This is a genomic window from Flavobacterium soyae, from assembly GCF_021245985.1.
GTDB classification, from domain to species: Bacteria; Bacteroidota; Bacteroidia; order Flavobacteriales; family Flavobacteriaceae; genus Flavobacterium; species Flavobacterium soyae.
The window spans coordinates 45558-64496 of sequence record NZ_JAJQXA010000008.1; the positions used below are offsets into that span (position 1 = coordinate 45558).

The window sequence follows — 18939 nt, forward strand, 5'->3', positions numbered from 1 at the left end:
TTTTAATTTTTTATAAATGAAAAATGTAATAGTGTTAATAATACTGCTTTTAGTAACATTGTCTTGCAAAGCACAGCAAATAGTACCCGTAGAAAAAGCAATAGAATATAGAGATGCTGATAGTGGTGTTCCGGACGGCGTGTATCTTAAAGATATAAATGGTTTGCTTAATAAATACTTAGGGACATGGAAGGGTACAGTTGATAATAAAAATTACACTTTTGTGATAATAAAATATAAAAATAATCTCTCCAGAGGTGTATCTCAAGATGAATTAATGATTCGTTATTTAATAACAACAAGTAATGGAACAGTTATAGAAGACACCAGAAGTTTGTCTGATGATAGTTCTTATGTAATTAAAGGTGATTATTTTAATAAAACGGCTAGTTATTATGTGTCCTCTTATATGGGTAAAAATGCTGATTGCGGGCAAAGTGGTAATCTTTTTATTACTGGTACCAAGTTACCTAACCAGATAAAGCTTTTTTTAATACCTGATAAGGTTATGATCAATATACAAAATTGCCCTGGGCAAAAAGCCGCAGATAAGCTTTTGCCTGTAGATAATGAAGTTTTATTGACCAAACAGTAAATTATTTTATTTTTGATTGTTAAACATGTTTAGATTTTATTTAAATAATTATTGAAAAACATACAATCGAAGACAAGCATAGCAAAGCATAATTAATTGCTTAAACTATATTAAAAAAGATCCAGTGAAAGCTGGATCTTTTTTTTGTATTATATTTAATCAACTTTAAAATAATATATGGGTAGAAAATTACTTTTATGCTTATTACTTCTTTTTTACATATTAAGAATTACAGCACAAGAAGAAAACTCACGATTTTCAATTGGCTTTAATTATGGTTTTGGAAGTGAATTCAATAATAAAGATTACACTTTTGAAAATCAATTTTATAAAGCGCAGTTATATTATAAATTAAAAGAAACGAAACATTTTCAATATGAAATTCTGGCTCAGCCCGAAATTAATTTTGCCAAACATCAATTGTTGAATTTCTATTTTGTTAAACCAGAAACCCCAGATTATCAGGAAAAAAGAGATGAATATACGCAGTTAAAAGATGTGCGGGAATATGTACTGAATCTTGGGTTTTTAATTCGGAAACCGATTAATAAAAACTGTTCTTTTTATGTTTTGGGAAGTGTCGGTCCAATGATAACAGATACGGAAACCGAAAGAATGTCTAAAGGTTTTGCTTTTGCAGACGTTTTAGCGCTTGGTTTTTCTTTTAGGGTACAGAAGATTCAATTTGATATTCGTCCTGAAATACGGCATGTTTCTAATGCAGGATTAAGTAGTACAAATGCAGGTTACAATACTAAAAATATAGAATTTGGGATTTCATATCCGCTATAAAAAAAGCCCAGTATTTCGAAATACTGGACTTTTATGTTTAAGATTCTTATTTTATTAAGAAGTAGCTAAAGGATTTCTTTGTGCTCTAATAATAAAGAAAAGACCGATTATGATAAAAGGTATACTAAGCCATTGTCCGGTTGAAAATAAACCTAATTCTTCTTCAATACCTCCCTGGCTTTCTTTTACAAATTCAACGATAAATCGAACTACAAATAAAAGAACTAAAAATAATCCGAATAAGTATCCTGATTTAAGTCTTGCATTAGTTTTCCAATACAAGAAATATAAAATTGCAAATACAAAAATGTAACAAAAAGCTTCATATAATTGCGTTGGATGTTTTGCAGGAACCTGTGCTAATAAATCAGCAAATTTAGGATCTGTTGCTATTGCATTATAAGCCTCTTTTGGATTTGCAATTTGCGTTGCATTTACCGCTTCTGCCTTGCTGAATTTATCATGTAAAAAACGGATTCCAAAAGCCGATGTAGTTTCATGTCCAATAATCTCAGAATTGAAAAAATTCCCTAAACGAACAAAAATAGCACCGCTGGCAACAGGAATTACAACTCGATCTAAAATCCATAATAACGGACGTTTTAAAATCATTTTGCTGTAATAATACATTGCAAAAATGATTGCAATAGCTGCACCATGACTGGCTAAACCTTGAAAACCAGTAAATTCAAATTTTGGTTCGAATTTGAATGGTAAAAAGATTTCCAGTAAATGATTTCTAAAATATTCCCAGTCATAAAAGAAAACATGACCTAAACGAGCTCCTATTAACGTTGCTAAAACAGTCCAGACAAATAATGAGTCTAATTTGTCTAAAGATTCATGTTCGCGTTCGAAAATCTTTTTCATTAGGAACCATCCTAAACCAAAAGCGATTACGAACATTAAACTGTAATAACGAATCATAAAAAATCCTAAATCTATTCCTTCTGAAGGATTCCAAACGATGTTTAAAGGCTGTGTCATATAGTGTAATGTTTTTATATATGTTGTAAAAATAAATATTAAATGTGGAGCAAGTCTTTATAAAAAGTTAATGTTTGTGTGAACATTTCTTCTCAGGAACCGGATCATAACCAGTTCTTCCCCAAGGATGACAGCTTAAAATTCGTTTCATTCCTAAATACCCTCCGTAAAATAATCCGTGCATTTGCAATGCCTGAATCATATAAGTTGAACACGTTGGCTCAAACCTGCATGAGGCTGGTGTAAAAGGTGAAATCGCAGTTTGATAAAAGCGCACCAGTATTACAAACGGATATATTAAAATTTTTGAAAACATATTTTTAGTAATCAATGATAATTAGTGATCAGTATTTAGTGTTTAGTGTTCAGATTTGTACTTTGCGTTAAACTGATCACTAAATACTGAACACTGAATACTTTTTTATTAAATACTAAAAGAAGTTCCTTCTTTACCGTCTTTTAGCTGAATTCCTAAAGCAATTAACTGATCTCGAATTTGATCTGAAAGAGCAAAATTTTTATCTGCTCTTGCCTGATTTCTCATTCCGATAAGCATATTTACCACACCTTCTAATTTATCGTTATTACTGTCGGCTGCTTTTTCATCGCTTAAACCTAAAACATCAAAAACAAAAGCGTTTATAGCTGTCGAAAATAATTTTAAATCTTCGGCAGAAATGGTTTCTTTTCCTTCTTTTAATAAATTGATATAACGAACACCTTCAAATAACTGCGCAATTAAAATTGGTGTGTTAAAATCGTCGTTCATTGCATCATAACAAACTTGTTTCCATGCAGCAAAATCAATCGAACTTGAAGAGCTGGCTGTTATTGCTGGTAATGCTTCAAGAGCTTCTATTAATCTTTTATATCCTTTTTCAGCAGCAGTAATAGCATCATCAGAGAAATCTAAAATGCTTCTGTAATGCGCTTGCAGCATAAAAAATCTAGTTACTGAAGCAGAAAAGGCTTTGCTTAAAATAGTATTGTCACCGCTTAAAATCTCTCCTGGTAAAATGTTATTTCCGGTAGATTTTGCCATTTTCTTTCCGTTAAGCGTAAGCATATTGGCATGCATCCAGTAATTTACCGGCGATTGTCCTGTGCAGGCTTCGTTTTGAGCGATTTCACATTCGTGATGCGGGAATTTTAAATCCATTCCGCCTCCGTGAATGTCGAAATGATTTCCTAAATATTTAGTACTCATTGCGGTACATTCTAAGTGCCAGCCCGGGAAACCATCGCTCCAGGGAGAAGGCCATCTCATAATGTGTTCTGGCTCGGCTTTTTTCCAAAGTGCAAAATCCTGTGGATTTCTTTTGTCTGATTGTCCATCAAGATCACGAGTATTGGCAAGCATATCTTCGATATTTCGACCGCTTAAAACTCCGTAATTATTGGTTTCGTTATATTTTACAACATCAAAATAAACAGATCCGTTGGCAACGTAACCAATTCCGGTATCAATGATTTTTTTGATGATTTCGATTTGCTCAATAATATGCCCGGTTGCAGTTGGCTCAATACTTGGCGGTAAGAAGTTGAAAGCTTTTAGAATATCGTGAAAATCAACAGTGTAACGCTGAACAACTTCCATTGGTTCTAACTGCTCTAAACGTGCTTTTTTAGCAATTTTATCTTCACCTTCATCAACATCATCAACAATATGACCAACATCGGTAATATTACGAACATAACGAACTTTATAATCAAGGTGCAAAAAATACCTGAAAATCACGTCAAAAGACATAAAAGTCCTCACGTTTCCTAAATGCACATTGCTATAAACCGTTGGTCCGCAAACATACATTCCAACATTTCCTTCATGGATTGGTTTGAAATTTTCTTTTTCACCCGAAAGTGAATTGTATATTTTTAGGGGTTGACTGCTATATAGTGGCATATTTATTTTTTTCTGTTTAACCGTTTAATCGTTGATTTGTTTAATCGTGTAAACGTTTTATTGTTTTTTAATTAGCTTCGTTTTATTCTTTTGAAAGATAATATTTTTTTAAACTATTTATCTGATTACAGATTTTTTCAATTTTTTCACGAGATTCTACATATTCTATTTCAGACATATAATTTAAATCTTTTGAAATAATCAAGTGATTTAAAGTTTCCATCGCTGATGAATAGGAAATCGTTAAAAAATGAGCTTTGTCTTTATTCGTATTTCTGGAAGTTCCTTCTGCAATATTAGTAGCGATTGATGACGAACTTCTTTTTATTTTAGAAGTAAATTCCGAACAATTCATTTGATGGAAATTTACTAGTTAATTTATAAATATCCAAAATAAAGATTCTTGCATTTTGCCACACTTCTAGCTTTTCAAATGAAAAAAGATACATGGATTTCTGTTTAATTGTTGATTTGTTTAATCATTTAATCAAAAATTAAGGTTTAGTGACGAAGCGATTAAACAAATTAACGATTTACCGATTAAACTAAAACTGAGTATCTAATTTAATATAGTCTAAAAACTCTCTTTTCGTTTGGGGATTTTTGAATTTTCCACCGAATTCAGAAGTTACTGTACTGCTTTCGATATCTTTAATTCCTCTTGAGTTCACACAAAGGTGTTTTGCATCAATAACGCAGGCAACATCTTCGGTTCCTAAAGCTTTTTGAAGTTCCTGAACAATCTGCATAGTTAAACGCTCCTGAACCTGAGGTCTTTTTGCATAATATTCAACAATACGGTTCATTTTTGATAAGCCGATAACTCTTCCGCTTGAAATATAAGCAACGTGAGCACGTCCTATAATTGGCAGTAAGTGGTGTTCGCAGGTAGAATAAACGGTAATGTTTTTTTCTACTAACATTTCACCATATTTGTAATTGTTGTCAAAAGTTGACGCTTTTGGCTGTTTCGCAGGATTTAAACCACCAAAAAGCTCCTTTACAAACATTTTAGCTACTCGGTTTGGAGTACCTTTTATGCTGTCATCTGTCAAATCCATTCCTAATGTCTGCAGAATATTTTCAACATCTTTTTTAATTTTTTCTATTTTTTCCTCATCAGTTATGTCAAATGCGTCCGCTCTAAGAGGGTTTTTTGCATTACTGCTGAAATGACTGTCACCTATTTCGTCTAAAAAATCTTCGTTATTTATCATTAAAAACTACTATTATAATGGGTATATCTTTTTAAGGCGGTAAAGATAATTAATAAATAGGAAACCTTTTCTATGGTTTTTACTATTTAATCGATCCTTTTTGGATATAATTTAAAATTGGTCTAATTGCGACTTCTTTAAAATACAAAAGACAATAACACAAATGGTTACTGTCTTTTGAAAGTTTAAGTTTAGTCTGTTTGTTATTTGCTGTTGTATACTAAAAGTGCTTCTTTTAAGATATTTACAGCAGTAATTAAATCTTTTTTATTCAAAACATACGCAATTCTAACTTGATTCAATCCCATTCCCGGAGTTGAATAAAACCCTTTTGCAGGGGCAATCATAACCGTTTCGCCATTTAAGCTGTAACTTTCTAAAAGCCATTGAGCAAAATCATCAGAATCTGCTATCGGTAATTGTGCAATACAGTAAAAGGCACCTTTGGGTTTGGTTACAATTACACCTTCAATTTTGTTTAGTTCTGAAATTAAAGTATTACGTCGTTCCTTATATTCTGCAATTACTTCATCAAAATAACTTTGTGGCGTATCAATTGCAGCTTCGCAGGCAATCTGCTCAATTGTTGGCGGACTTAAACGCGCCTGAGCAAATTTCATAACTGTTGCCAGTACTTGTTTATTTTTAGTAATCAAACACCCAATTCTTGCGCCGCACATACTGTAGCGTTTTGAGACTGAATCGACCATGATTACATTTTGTTGTACATCTTCTAAATTCATAACTGAAAAATGTACATCATCTCCATCATATAAAAACTCACGATATACTTCGTCAGCAATTAAATATAGATCGTATTTTTTAATTAAACCGGCTAATTGTTTAATCTCTGTTTCTGAATATAAATACCCCGTTGGATTCCCCGGATTACAAATTAAGATTGCTTTTGTTTTTGGAGTAATCAATTTTTCGACTTCTTCAATACTTGGCAAAGCAAATGCTGTTTCAATAGTTGAAACAAGAGGAACTACTGTTGCACTTGTTGAAGAGGCAAACGCATGATAATTAGCATAAAACGGCTCTGGAATAATAATTTCATCTCCAGGGTCAGTAATTGTGGCCAGTGCAAACAAAAGGGCTTCAGAGCCACCCGTTGTAACGATGATGTCTTCTGAGTTAACATTTACATTTTGACGCTGGTAAAATTGAGCTAATTTTTTTCTGTAACTTTCGTATCCGGCTGACGGACTGTATTCGATAATACTTAAATCAATATTTTTTACCGCCTCGATGGCCACTTCGGGAGTCTTGATATCCGGTTGACCAATGTTTAAGTGATACACTTTGTGTCCTTTTTGCTTTGCGATATCTGCATAAGGAGCAAGCTTGCGTATCGGTGATTCGGGCATGTTTCTGCCTTTGTTTGAAATTGTTGGCATGAGATTTTTTATTGAAGTGCAAATTTGCATTTTTTTTTCGAATTTAACGTAAACAATGCATGGACTTATAAAAATCTAACAATAATAAATATATTTACTAATTTTATAATAAAATATTGTCAATGAAAAAATATATTGTGTTGTTTTTTGGGTTATTGATACCTTTTTGTGCAAAATCTCAGGATAGTTTCATTATCCAAAATAACAAACAAAAGGTGGCAATCCCTTTTAAATTGATAAATAACCTCATTTTTATTCCGATTAAAGTAAATGGAATCGAGCTGAATTTCTTATTAGATTCCGGTGTCGAAGAAACTATTTTGTTTAGCATGGATGAAATGCAGGAGGTTAAATTTAATAATGTCGAAAAAATCAGACTTAGAGGATTAGGATCTGAAAGTGAAATTGAAGGGCTTAAATCGACAAAAAACACTTTTGAAACACACGGATTAAGATCTGATAATCATATGTTGTTTGTAATTTTAGATCAAAGTTTTAATCTTTCGTCACATATTGGTATTCCGGTAAATGGAATTATTGGCCATAAATTCTTTAAAAACAATATTGTAGAAGTAAATTATGATAAGCGAAAAGTTATTGTACATTCAAATAACGAATCGATTAGAAAAAAACTCGATAAAAAATTTAAAGCAATTCCTATTACAATTGAAAAATCTAAGCCTTATATTTACACAACAGCGGTGGTAGACGAAGAAGAAATTCCAGCAAAATTATTAATTGATATTGGTAATAGTGACGCTTTTTGGATTTTTGAAAATAATAAAATAAAACTTCCAAAGAGAAATTTCCCTGATTTTCTGGGGAAAGGTTTTAGTGGTGATATTGAAGGGCATCGTGCCAGAATTCAAAAATTTATAATTGATGAATTTGAATTTAAGAAACCGATTGTAGCTTTTCCAGATTCGACATCAATCAAAAATGTAAAGATGGTTCCGGACCGTATTGGTTCTGTTGGTGGAGAAATCTTAAAGCGTTTTACAGTAGTTTTAGATTATGCAGATAAAAAATTGTACCTTAAAAAAAATCACAAATTCAAAGATCCTTTTACTTATAATAAAAGTGGAATTACAATACAGCACAATGGACTGCAATGGGTTCAGGAAACAGTTCATTTAGAAACAGTAAAGGTTGCAGCATCATTAAGTGAAGGAGAACCAAACCAAAATAACGGTGGGAATTTTAGGTATAAATTTTCTTTGAAACCCGTTTATGAGATTGTCAATATTAGAAAACAATCTGCTGCAGAAAAATGCGGATTGCTGAAAGGTGATCTTATTACATCTATAAATGGTGAGAGACCTTATAAATATTCATTACAGCAGATTAATCAGCTTTTAAAATCAGAAGAAGATAAATGGATTACGCTCGAAGTAGAACGTAATAGTTTGATTTTGAGATTTAGATTTAGACTCGAAGATGAGTTATGAATTATTGATTAATTAATTTTTTGGATTAAAAAAAAATGGGTTAGCTAAGTTTTTTTAACCGCTTTAATTTTGTAAAAAAATAATTATTAAAATTATTTTTTTGTTTAAGCAACATTAATAATTTATTAAGTTTGTCAAAAAATAATAGCTTATGGTCAAAAAATGCAATGATTTCTTACGTGTAGTTTTATTTTTTGTTTTTTTATCATTTTTATCTCAAACAGTAAATGCTCAATGTGCAGGTAATGATGCAAGTTTAACAGTTTGTGATATTCCAGACCCTGCTAATCAATCTATAGATTTATTTTCCTTACTAGGATCGGCAACTGCTGGTGGTGTTTGGAACGATGATAATAGCTCAGGCGGTTTAAATACTGCTACCGGTATTTTAAATGCACATGTAATTCGCCAAAGTGGAATTTATCAATATACATATACAGTTAGCGGTGTTAATGGCTGTCTTGATAATTCAGCTACAGTTACAGTAACTATTGGAGGATATGCAGGAAAACCTTCTCCAACAGCAACAGTTTGCAACGAAGATAGTCCATTTAATCTTTTTCAGGCTTTTGATAGTGCTTATTTGGGGCCGCATTCTAATGGGCAATGGCATAATGATACTACAAATCAAAATATAACGGGATCATCTGTTGATATTAAAGATTTAGCAGGTACTTACCAGTTTACTTATACGATGCCGGCTATAGGTACTTGTCCTTCGCCTGCAGCATCAACAGTATTTATAACTGTTTTCCAGGCACCAAAATCGGGTGATTCTCAAAGATTAACATTATGCGCCAATAATGGTTTGTCAGCATACCGAAATTATGATTTGTTTAATTTAATTTCAGGACAAGATCCAGGAGGGACATGGGTAGATAATAGTAATACTGGCGAACTTAACTTTAAAGGCGATCATGTTATTGATATAGAAAAAATATATAATACTATGGGATCTAACGAATATAGCTTTTCTTATAGAGTCAATTCATCAAATCCTATTTGCCCCAATAAACAGACAACAGTTGTAATTAGACTAGAAGAAAAACTTGATTTTAGCGGAGCAGTTTTAGAGGTTAACTCTGATATATGTGAAAGTGAAATTACAACAGCAAATTATACTGTTACTATTACAAGAGGTCCGGCAAATATTCCAAATGGCAGTTATTATGTTAAATATAGTGTTTCAGGGCCAAGGGCAGCGACAGAAACAGCTTTGGCAAATTTTAGCAATGGAGTTCTTATTTTTCCAATCAGACCGGATTTTTTCCAACAAGCCGGAAAATTTACTGTAACCATATTAGATATTTATGCCTTTAATAGTCAAAGATCCTGTATTAATACAATAAATAATTTATCAGACGATTTAATAATTTATCCTATTCCGGATTTAGATGGAGCACTAATTAGTCCTGTTGTAACTTGCCAGGATCAAGATGCTGTAATCCAGATTTCAAATGCTGTAAAACTGGCAGATGGAGATTATGATATAGTGTACAGATTATCAGGAGCGACAAATGTTTCTTCGCAAGTAGCAAGAATCACAGTATTGGGAGGAAATGCAACTTTTGTTGTACCAGAAATATTTAACTCAAGAAGCGGAACTTCTATTGTAACTATTACAGCAATTACACATGTAATTTCACAATGCGTTAATGCAGCCAATTTATCAGGAGAGATTCTTATTAATCCTCTGCCAAATGGGTCACTTTTAAGATTGCAGATTCAAAATGTATGTTTTGGCGAAGAAGTAACTGTCAATGTCTCGGGTTTTCAGACTTTGACCGATGTTACGTTGTCTTATAAACTTTCTGGCAGTAATATTTCTAATGTAGAAACTGTTGCTTTAAATGCTGTTGATGGAAGCGCTGGTTTTATCATTCCATCAAACTTATTGGTAAACTCTGGTTCAACAACAATTTCTATTATTAAATTAAAGAACAATATTACTACTTGCGAGAGTGATGTAACAGGAATATCTGCTGCTTTTATGCTAAATCCTATACCAGCTTTACCAATAGCTGCTGATCAGGCATTTTGTAAAACAGATCAATCGACAATTGCACATTTGCAGCCTCAGGGAAACCAATATAAATGGTATATCTCTGCTGCCGAAGTTACACCTCTTCCAAATACTTATGTTTTAAAATCTGAGGATTATTTTGTTAAGGAAACTTCTGCAGCTGGCTGTGTATCTCCTGCAACCAAAATTACAGTAACAATTAACGATACGCCGGCTCCAGCTTTAAATCAGGATGGACAAAATTTTTGTGGTTTAGACAATCCTACAATTCTTAATCTTTCAAATAATACTGGATCGCCTTCAACAGTTGTTTGGTATGACGCACCAAATAATGGAAACTTACTTTCGCCTTCAACTCCTTTAGTTGATAAAGCAACTTATTATGGGTTTGATTTTTCGCCGGCAGTAAATTGTCTTTCACAAGAAAACATTGCAGTTACGGTTTCATTAATTGTTTGTGATTCTCCGGAATATACATTTTTTGTTCCCGATGGATTTTCTCCTAATGGAGACGGAATTAACGACACTTTTACTATTCCTGACATTGATTTTTTATACCCAAATTATTCGCTGGAAATTTTTAACAGATATGGAAACGGAATGTATAAAGGCTTTAAAAATAAGCCGGCATGGGATGGAATAAATTACGAGCAAAGTGGAATTGGAGGCGGAATAGCACCAAACGGAGTATATTTTTACATTCTCTATTTTAATAAAGACAATAGACCCCCTCAACAAGGACGTCTTTATCTAAATCGATAATTTTTAATATAAATTTCAAATGAAAAAAATAATACTCTATATAAGTTTCTTCTTCTATATGACATCAGTTTCTGCGCAGCAGGATCCTGAATATACGCATTATATGTATAATATGAGCGTGGTGAATCCGGCGTATGCGACAGGAGTTCCTGCTATGATGAATTTTGGAGGATTGTACAGAACACAATGGGTTGGTGCTGTTGGAGCTCCAAAAACTTTTACTTTTTTTGGACACACGGCGATTTCGGATAAGGTCGAAGCCGGACTTTCATTTATATCAGATGATATTGGAGATGGTGCTAAAAAAGAAAACAATATTTATGCTGATTTTGCATACGTTTTAAATTTAGGAGGAAAGAATAAACTTTCACTAGGATTAAAAGCAGGCTTATCATCAATGCAGACTAATTTTAATGGGTTTAAGTTTAATGATCCGGCAACTGACATGGCTTTCGCCGAAAACATAAATGCAACAAAACCTAACATTGGAGTAGGAGCTTATTATTTTAGAGATAATTTATATGTAGGTCTTTCGGTACCTAACTTATTGAAAACAAAATATATTGAAGAAAAGTCTGGAGTAAATGCTTTTGGAGCCGAAAATATTCATACTTTCCTAACTGCTGGATATGTTTTCCAGGTAAATGATATGTGGAAACTAAAACCCGCATTTATGACAAAATTTGTAAAAGGAGCACCTATTTCAATAGATCTAACAGCCAATGTTTTGTACAATGAAAAATTTGAATTTGGTGCGGCTTATAGAATAGACGATTCTGTAAGTGCTTTGTTTAATTTTAATGTAACACCTACTTTAAGAGTTGGTTATGCCTACGATTATACACTTACAAATTTAGGTCAGTTTAATTCGGGGACGCATGAAATTATGCTGCTTTTTGATTTAGATTTATTAGGTAAAGGATTTGATAAATCACCAAGATTCTTCTAAAATGAAAAATATGAAAAAACTACTCGTTATTATATTCGTATTTTCAATACAGTTTATAAATGCCCAAGATCAGGAATTGATTAGAGCAAAGAAATTTTTTGATAGAACTTATTACAGCGAAGCTATTATTTTATACGAAAAATTAGCCGAAGAAAAGCCATCACAAGAAGTTATAAAAAACCTTGCAGATTCTTATTATTATACAAATGATTTAATAAAAGCGCAGCGTTATTATCGTCTGTTATTTCAAAATTATAAAGACAATTTAGACAGAGAATATTATTTTAGATATGCTCAGACATTAAAAGCAACAAATGCATACAATGATGCAAATAATGTTTTAAAAGAATATTATGCAAAATCATCAAATCCTGAAGATGCTGCCAATTTTGAAGAAGATATTAAAACCCTGGAAAATGTTTCGGCAATTGGAAAACGATTTGAAATTAAAAACCTGCCAATAAATACACCAAATTCAGAGTTTGGAGCCGTAAAACACAAAGACAATTTGGTTTTTGCTAGTGTTAAATTGAAGCCGGGAATGTTCGATAAAAAATTTAAATGGGATGGCGAAACCTATTTAAATTTGGTTACAGTTCCGCTAAAAAATATTAATTCTGCAGATTCTATTACATATTATTTTGCTAAGGAATTAAAAACCGGAATGCACGAGTCAAATGCCATTTTTACAAAAGATGGTAAAACAATTTACTTTACCAGAAATAATTCTAAAAACGGAAAGAAAAAGAAAGACGACAAGGAAATTTCAAATCTTCAGATTTTTAAAGCTGAATTAGTTAATGGAAAATGGACAAATATTACGTCACTGCCTTTTAACAGCCCAAATTATTCAGTAGAACACCCTGCACTTAGTGCTGATGAAAAAATATTGTATTTTGCTTCAGATATGCCGGGATCTCTTGGTTCTTTTGATATTTATTCGGTAAACATAAATAAAGGTGCATTTGATACTCCCAAGAATTTAGGCCCGGAAATTAATACAAATAGAAGAGAACAATTTCCTTTTGCTTCTGCAGATAATAAACTTTATTTTTCTTCTGACGGGCATTTAGGTTATGGATCTTTGGATGTTTTTGTTTCTGAAATAAACGGAACTGAATATTCAAAACCAATAAATATTGGACTTCCATTAAACTCAAACTTAGACGATTTTGCATTCAATATCGATTCTGAAACCAAAGAAGGATATTTTGCATCAAATAGAGAAGGAGGAAAGGGCAGCGACGATATTTATCAATTTAAAGAAACTAAAGACTTAATTGTTGAAGACTGCCATCAGTTGATTGCAGGAGTTATTACAGATATTGACACTAAATTGGTTTTAGAAAATGCCACAGTAATACTGCAGGATTCAAATAATAAAACACTGAATACAGCAACAACTTCTGCAGACGGAAAGTTTAGTTTTAGAGCTCTTTGTGAAGCTTCGTATAAAGTCTCGGCTTTTAAAGAAAAATATACAAATGAATCTAAAACGGTAACTTTAGATAATATCAGAAATAAAGAAAATGACGCTTCTTTAGCATTAAAATCTTTGGAAAAAATCAAACTTGAAGAAAAAGAAAACGCCGAAAAGAAAAGACAGCAGGAAATTATTATAGAAGAAGAAAATAAAAAGAAAGAAGCACTTGCCGTAATCGAATTAAAACAAAAAGAAAAGAAAGCGAAGGAAGCTGAAATTGCTGCCGCAGAAATCAAAAAGAACGAAAAAGTAAAACAAATTTTAGAGCAGGAAAAAGATGTTGTAAGAGATAAAGACAGATTAATTATCAAAACAGATCCAATTTATTTTGATTACAACATGTGGTACATTCGTAAAGAATCAAAAGTTGTTTTAGGAAGAGTTGTGGCGCTGATGAATAAATATCCGGGAATGGTAATCGAAATTGGTTCACACACAGATTCTCGTGGAAATGCAAAATTCAACGAAAGTTTATCTCAAAAAAGAGCCAATTCGACCAGAGAATTTATTATACAATCCGGAATTGATGCAAAAAGAGTTTCGGCAAAAGGTTATGGGGAATCTGTACCAATTGTAAAATGTAAAACTGACGATGCATGCTCTGAAGAAGAACATGAATTAAACAGAAGATCTGAATTTGTAATTAAGAATTTATAAATTCTATGAAAACAAATAATTTAATTAAGAAGCCTTTATTTTGGCTTCTTTTTTTTTAATTTTATAAAATAACCTTGAAACAAAATATTAAAATATGAAAAATCTAGTTTTACCTTGTATGCTTGTTATCTGCATTGGATTTCAAAGCTGTAAAAATGAAGAAAAACAAAAACAGGCAGAAGCAGCAAAAGCTGATGCTGAAACAGTTATAAAAACAGAGTGTTATCAGGCCGTATATGAAAAAGATACTATTCAATTAAAGCTTAACACTTTAAAAAATGGAAAATTAAGTGGAAATATGATTATGAAAGTTGCGCCTTCAACAGTAAGAACCGGCGAAATTGCAGGCGAATTTCATGGAGATACGTTATTTGCAGATTATACTTTTAAGGATTTAGCAAGTAAAGACAAAACGTTTAAAAATCCTATGGCATTTTTAAAGAAAGATAAACAGCTTATTTTAGGAAACGGAACAATGCAGACCACGATGGGAGTTACTTATTTAGTAAAAGATAAACCTATCGATTTTGATCGTGTAAAATATAAATTTGAAAGCGCTGAATGTGCTGAAAAGTAAATAAGAAAAAAGATTTAAGAAGCAAGATTGGTTTCTCTTAAAAAACAAAGCCGTTTCTAAAATTAAGAAACGGCTTTAGTTTTTTTAATATTTTATTTTTGTTATAAAACTTCACCTTTAATTTTTAAGGCGACTCTGCCGTCAGGGTAGTTTACAGCATTGGTTTCAACAGTAATTGTTTTACGAATTGGCCCGCTTGTCATATTGTATTTAACATCAATTTTTCCTTTTTTACCAGGCATTACAGCTGCTGCAGGTTTTGTAACAACTATAGAACTAACTGTCGATTCTGCACCAATAATTAAAAGCGGAGCGTCACCGGTGTTAGTAAACTCAAAGGAGCGAACTCCATTATCAGTCTTAGAAATTTTTCCATAATCAATTGTATTGTCCGGGGCTGCAAATTCAATTTTTGGGCCATTTTGTGCATAACCTATTGCGCTAAACAATACGATTGCAATAAAAGAGGCAACATTTTTCATCTTGAAATTATTTTTAAGTTGTAAGTAAATATACATTCTTTTAATTAACACACAAATTATTAATTCGCTTTTTATAGTGTACTTAATTATTTACTTTTGCTGTCAATTACAATTACAAAAATTGAACCAATTTTTCTGTTTAATTGTTTAATCGTTAATTCGTTTAATCGATTGACGATTTAAAAAAGTAAAAATCAATTAAACAGTTAAACAAAAAAACGATTAAACAGTTAAACGATTAAACAACCTAATAAATGACAATTCCAGCACAATTTGACGCTAAGACGATTGAGAACAAATGGTATGATTACTGGATGAAAAACAACTATTTTCATTCGGAACCAGATCATAGAACGCCGTATACTATTGTAATTCCGCCTCCAAACGTCACTGGTGTCTTGCATATGGGACATATGTTAAATAATACTATTCAGGATGTTTTAATTCGTAGAGCACGTCTTAAAGGTTTCAATGCCTGCTGGGTTCCGGGAACGGATCACGCATCAATTGCTACTGAAGCAAAAGTAGTTGCGAAATTAAAAGCAGAAGGAATTAATAAAAACGATTTAACCCGGGAAGAATTCTTAAAACATGCTTGGGAATGGACAGATAAATATGGCGGAACAATCCTTGAACAGCTTAAAAAATTAGGTGCTTCATGCGATTGGGAGCGTACAAAATTTACGATGGATCCGGATATGTCTGCATCTGTAATTCGTTCTTTTGTTGATTTATACAACAAAGGCTTGATTTATAGAGGATACCGAATGGTAAACTGGGATCCGGAGGCAAAAACGACTTTATCTGATGAAGAAGTTATTTACGAAGAACAACAAGGAAAATTATTTTTCCTGAAATATAAAATCGAAGGAACTGAGGAATTTTTAACCATTGCCACAACTCGTCCGGAAACTATTTTTGGAGATACTGCCATTTGTATCAATCCAAACGATGTGCGTTTTACACATTTAAAAGGTAAAAAAGCAATCGTTCCTATTTGCGGCAGAGTAATTCCAATTATCGAAGATGAGTATGTAGATGTAGAATTCGGAACAGGATGTTTAAAAGTGACTCCTGCACACGATATGAACGATAAAACTCTTGGAGAAAAACACAATCTTGAAATCGTTGATATTTTTAATGAAGACGCTACATTAAATAGTTTCGGATTACATTATCAGGGGAAAGACCGTTTTGTAGTTCGCACTGAAATTGCAAAAGAACTGGAAGAAATTGGAGCTTTGGCAAAAACCGAAACCCACTTAAATAAAGTAGGAACATCTGAAAGAACCAAAGCGGTGATCGAACCAAGATTATCAGATCAATGGTTTTTAAAAATGGAAGAATTGGTAAAACCTGCGATTAAATCTGTTTTAGAAACAGGGGATATTAAATTGCATCCAAAACGTTTTGAAAACACTTATGCGCATTGGTTAAACAATATTCGCGATTGGAATATTTCTCGCCAGTTATGGTGGGGACAACAAATTCCTGCTTATTATTACGGAGACGGAAAAGAAGATTTCGTAGTGGCAGAAAATATAGAAGACGCGTTAAAATTAGCACAAGCCAAAACCAATAACCAGCAACTAACAACCGACAACTTAAAACAAGATGTCGATGCGTTAGATACATGGTTTTCTTCCTGGTTATGGCCAATGTCTGTTTTTGGCGGAATAATGGATCCCGAAAGTGCAGATTACAAATATTATTATCCAACAAATGACTTGGTTACAGGTCCGGATATTTTGTTTTTCTGGGTTGCCAGAATGATTATTGCTGGTTACGAATATGCAGGTGAAAAACCATTTACAAACGTATATTTAACAGGTTTAGTACGTGATAAACAGCGTCGTAAAATGTCTAAATCATTAGGAAATTCTCCTGATCCTTTAGATTTGATCGATAAATTTGGTGCCGATGGTGTTCGTGTAGGATTGCTTTTAAGTGCTTCTGCAGGAAATGATATTATGTTTGATGAAGAATTATGTAATCAGGGGAAAGCGTTCTCTAATAAAATTTGGAATGCTTTCAAATTAATTAAAGGATGGGAAGTTTCAGAAACAATTCCACAGCCAGAATCATCAAAAGTGGCGATCGAATGGTATGAAGCAAAATTGCAGCAAACTTTAGTTGATATTGAAGATAATTTTGAGAAATACAGAATTTCAGATTCTCTTATGGCAATCTACAAATTGGTTTGGGATGATTTCTGTTCTTGGTTCTTAGAAATGATCAAACCAGCATATCAGCAGCCAATTGATAAGGCAACGTTTGATAAAGCAATCGAAATGTTAGAAAGTAATTTAAAATTACTTCATCCGTTTATGCCTTTCTTAACAGAAGAAATCTGGCAGTTAATTGCCGAAAGAACGCCAGAAGGAGCTTTAATTGTTTCAACCTGGCCAGAATTAAAACCGTTCAATGCTGATTTAATTTCTGATTTTGATAATATTACAGAAGTAATTTCTGGAATTAGAACTATCAGAAAAGACAAAAATATTCCGTTTAAAGATGCTATCGAATTAAAAGCAATCAACAGCGAGAATCTAACGACGCATTTTGATTCAATCGTAACAAAATTAGGAAACGTTTCTGCTTTTGAATATGTTTCTGCTAAAGTTGACGGTGCATTATCTTTCCGCGTAAAATCAAATGAATATTTCATTCCAATTACCGGAAATATTGATGTGGAAGCAGAAATTGCAAAACTGACAGAAGAATTGAATTATACAAAAGGATTCCTTAAATCTGTAGAAGCAAAACTTTCAAACGAGAAATTCGTAAATGGAGCTCCGGAAAAAGTTTTAAATATAGAGAAACAAAAACAAGCCGATGCTTTAGCAAAAATTGCTACAATCGAGCAGAGTTTAGCTGGTTTGAAATAAGAATCAGATTATTCTTTAATATAAAAGCTGTCCATTTCGGACAGCTTTTTTGTTTTCGTCAGAATGGACAATAGCATGTTGTTTTGTTCTTTAAAATCTGTCAAATTTATTATTTTACAGGTTCCCTAAGTATAGTTTTTAATTTCTCGGGAGATGTTTTACGAAAGTCTGATAAATAAATCTCGTGATGTAATCCGTTTTTTTGTAAATTGTTTTTGGTAGTAAATTCTTGAATTTTTTTCAGTGTTTGCGGTTCATTTTCAAAAGGTCCAACATGAAGGATCTGCACCACTTTGCCTTCTGTCATTTCATAAAATTCGATTGCTTTAGCTAATTCTATTAGTTTTTTATTAGCCACTGTATCAATAGCGGCTTTGGTTTGTTCTCTAGTTACAAAATCCGGCATTCTGATCATAATTCTGTAATTCCATTCACTGCGAGGTATCTTTACAGGCGCTTCATCCATAGAAATATCTTTGTATTTTTTGTCGTCAAAACTCCATAAGGCTTCTAGTTTTGGAACAACAAAATCATTATTTACTGCCTTTAGCACAAATTTAATAACGTAAGCTGTGGCATATAACGCTTGAATTTTTTCTGAAAACTCTTTTCCTGAAGGATCTCCTTTACCAATAATCGATATATAATTTGTTTTTTCTATATGAAGTATTTCAGGCTTAATTTTAGCAGTATAATATACTTTGTCAGTTTTTGCTAAATCTAATTTGTCCATTTTTTTATGTTTTATATTGCAAATTAAATCACATTAAGTGACA

At 32.4% G+C, this 18939-nt stretch carries 16 protein-coding genes; 8 read left to right on the forward strand and 8 right to left on the reverse strand.

The window, feature by feature from the left end:
• Positions 1 to 16 precede the first annotated feature (16 nt).
• The gene (locus tag LUU93_RS11730) at positions 17 to 595 is read left to right on the forward strand and encodes a DUF6705 family protein (RefSeq protein ID WP_232681298.1); all 579 of its coding nucleotides are present in this window, start codon (positions 17 to 19) and stop codon (positions 593 to 595) included.
• Positions 596 to 772: 177 nt separating this feature from the next.
• Positions 773 to 1387, forward strand: a complete 615-nt coding sequence (locus LUU93_RS11735) for an acyloxyacyl hydrolase (protein WP_232681299.1) — start codon at positions 773 to 775, stop codon at positions 1385 to 1387.
• 54 nt (positions 1388 to 1441) lie between these two features.
• On the opposite strand, the gene lgt is transcribed toward LUU93_RS11735, so the two are convergent.
• The 6 genes from lgt to LUU93_RS11765 form a co-directional block, all read right to left on the reverse strand.
• Positions 1442 to 2374, reverse strand: coding sequence for a prolipoprotein diacylglyceryl transferase (gene lgt, locus LUU93_RS11740; RefSeq protein ID WP_232681300.1), 933 nt, complete (start codon positions 2372 to 2374; stop codon positions 1442 to 1444).
• A 67-nt stretch (positions 2375 to 2441) separates the two neighbouring features.
• Positions 2442 to 2690, reverse strand: a complete 249-nt coding sequence (yidD, locus tag LUU93_RS11745; protein WP_053470979.1) for a membrane protein insertion efficiency factor YidD — start codon at positions 2688 to 2690, stop codon at positions 2442 to 2444.
• Positions 2691 to 2798: 108 nt separating this feature from the next.
• Complete coding sequence (gene cysS / locus LUU93_RS11750; RefSeq protein WP_232681301.1) at positions 2799 to 4277, reverse strand: cysteine--tRNA ligase; 1479 nt, start codon at positions 4275 to 4277, stop codon at positions 2799 to 2801.
• 82 nt (positions 4278 to 4359) lie between these two features.
• Positions 4360 to 4632: a four helix bundle protein gene (locus LUU93_RS11755; RefSeq protein ID WP_311202626.1), complete on the reverse strand. Its 273-nt coding sequence runs from the start codon at positions 4630 to 4632 to the stop codon at positions 4360 to 4362.
• 190 nt (positions 4633 to 4822) lie between these two features.
• Positions 4823 to 5494 (reverse strand): GTP cyclohydrolase I FolE, encoded by a 672-nt coding sequence (gene folE, locus LUU93_RS11760; protein ID WP_232681302.1) that lies wholly within the window; start codon positions 5492 to 5494, stop codon positions 4823 to 4825.
• 203 nt (positions 5495 to 5697) lie between these two features.
• Positions 5698 to 6894: a pyridoxal phosphate-dependent aminotransferase gene (locus LUU93_RS11765; protein WP_232681303.1), complete on the reverse strand. Its 1197-nt coding sequence runs from the start codon at positions 6892 to 6894 to the stop codon at positions 5698 to 5700.
• Between the two features lie 122 nt (positions 6895 to 7016).
• Between LUU93_RS11765 and LUU93_RS11770 the strand changes: the two genes are divergently transcribed.
• The 5 genes from LUU93_RS11770 to LUU93_RS11790 all read left to right on the forward strand — a co-directional run bounded on the left by LUU93_RS11770 (position 7017) and on the right by LUU93_RS11790 (position 14793).
• The gene (locus tag LUU93_RS11770; protein WP_232681304.1) at positions 7017 to 8342 is read left to right on the forward strand and encodes a PDZ domain-containing protein; all 1326 of its coding nucleotides are present in this window, start codon (positions 7017 to 7019) and stop codon (positions 8340 to 8342) included.
• A 151-nt stretch (positions 8343 to 8493) separates the two neighbouring features.
• A complete protein-coding gene (locus LUU93_RS11775) occupies positions 8494 to 11127 on the forward strand; it encodes a gliding motility-associated C-terminal domain-containing protein (protein ID WP_232681305.1) in 2634 nt (877 codons plus the stop codon).
• 19 nt (positions 11128 to 11146) lie between these two features.
• Positions 11147 to 12076 (forward strand): PorP/SprF family type IX secretion system membrane protein, encoded by a 930-nt coding sequence (locus LUU93_RS11780; protein ID WP_232681306.1) that lies wholly within the window; start codon positions 11147 to 11149, stop codon positions 12074 to 12076.
• Positions 12077 to 12086: 10 nt separating this feature from the next.
• The gene (locus tag LUU93_RS11785) at positions 12087 to 14216 is read left to right on the forward strand and encodes an OmpA family protein (protein ID WP_232681307.1); all 2130 of its coding nucleotides are present in this window, start codon (positions 12087 to 12089) and stop codon (positions 14214 to 14216) included.
• A gap of 94 nt (positions 14217 to 14310) precedes the next feature.
• Positions 14311 to 14793, forward strand: coding sequence for a hypothetical protein (locus LUU93_RS11790; protein ID WP_232681309.1), 483 nt, complete (start codon positions 14311 to 14313; stop codon positions 14791 to 14793).
• A gap of 101 nt (positions 14794 to 14894) precedes the next feature.
• Here the strand turns inward: LUU93_RS11790 and LUU93_RS11795 are convergent, their stop codons facing one another.
• Positions 14895 to 15275, reverse strand: coding sequence for a DUF1573 domain-containing protein (locus tag LUU93_RS11795; RefSeq protein ID WP_232681310.1), 381 nt, complete (start codon positions 15273 to 15275; stop codon positions 14895 to 14897).
• A gap of 254 nt (positions 15276 to 15529) precedes the next feature.
• Here LUU93_RS11795 and LUU93_RS11800 point away from each other — a divergent pair, with 254 nt between their 5' ends.
• On the forward strand, positions 15530 to 18163 hold the full coding sequence (locus LUU93_RS11800) for a valine--tRNA ligase (RefSeq protein WP_232681311.1): 2634 nt from the start codon (positions 15530 to 15532) through the stop codon (positions 18161 to 18163).
• A gap of 109 nt (positions 18164 to 18272) precedes the next feature.
• Here LUU93_RS11800 and LUU93_RS11805 read toward each other — a convergent pair whose 3' ends face one another.
• Entirely contained in the window at positions 18273 to 18896 is a 624-nt protein-coding gene (locus LUU93_RS11805; protein WP_232681312.1) for a GyrI-like domain-containing protein, read from the reverse strand.
• Positions 18897 to 18939: the final 43 nt, after the last annotated feature.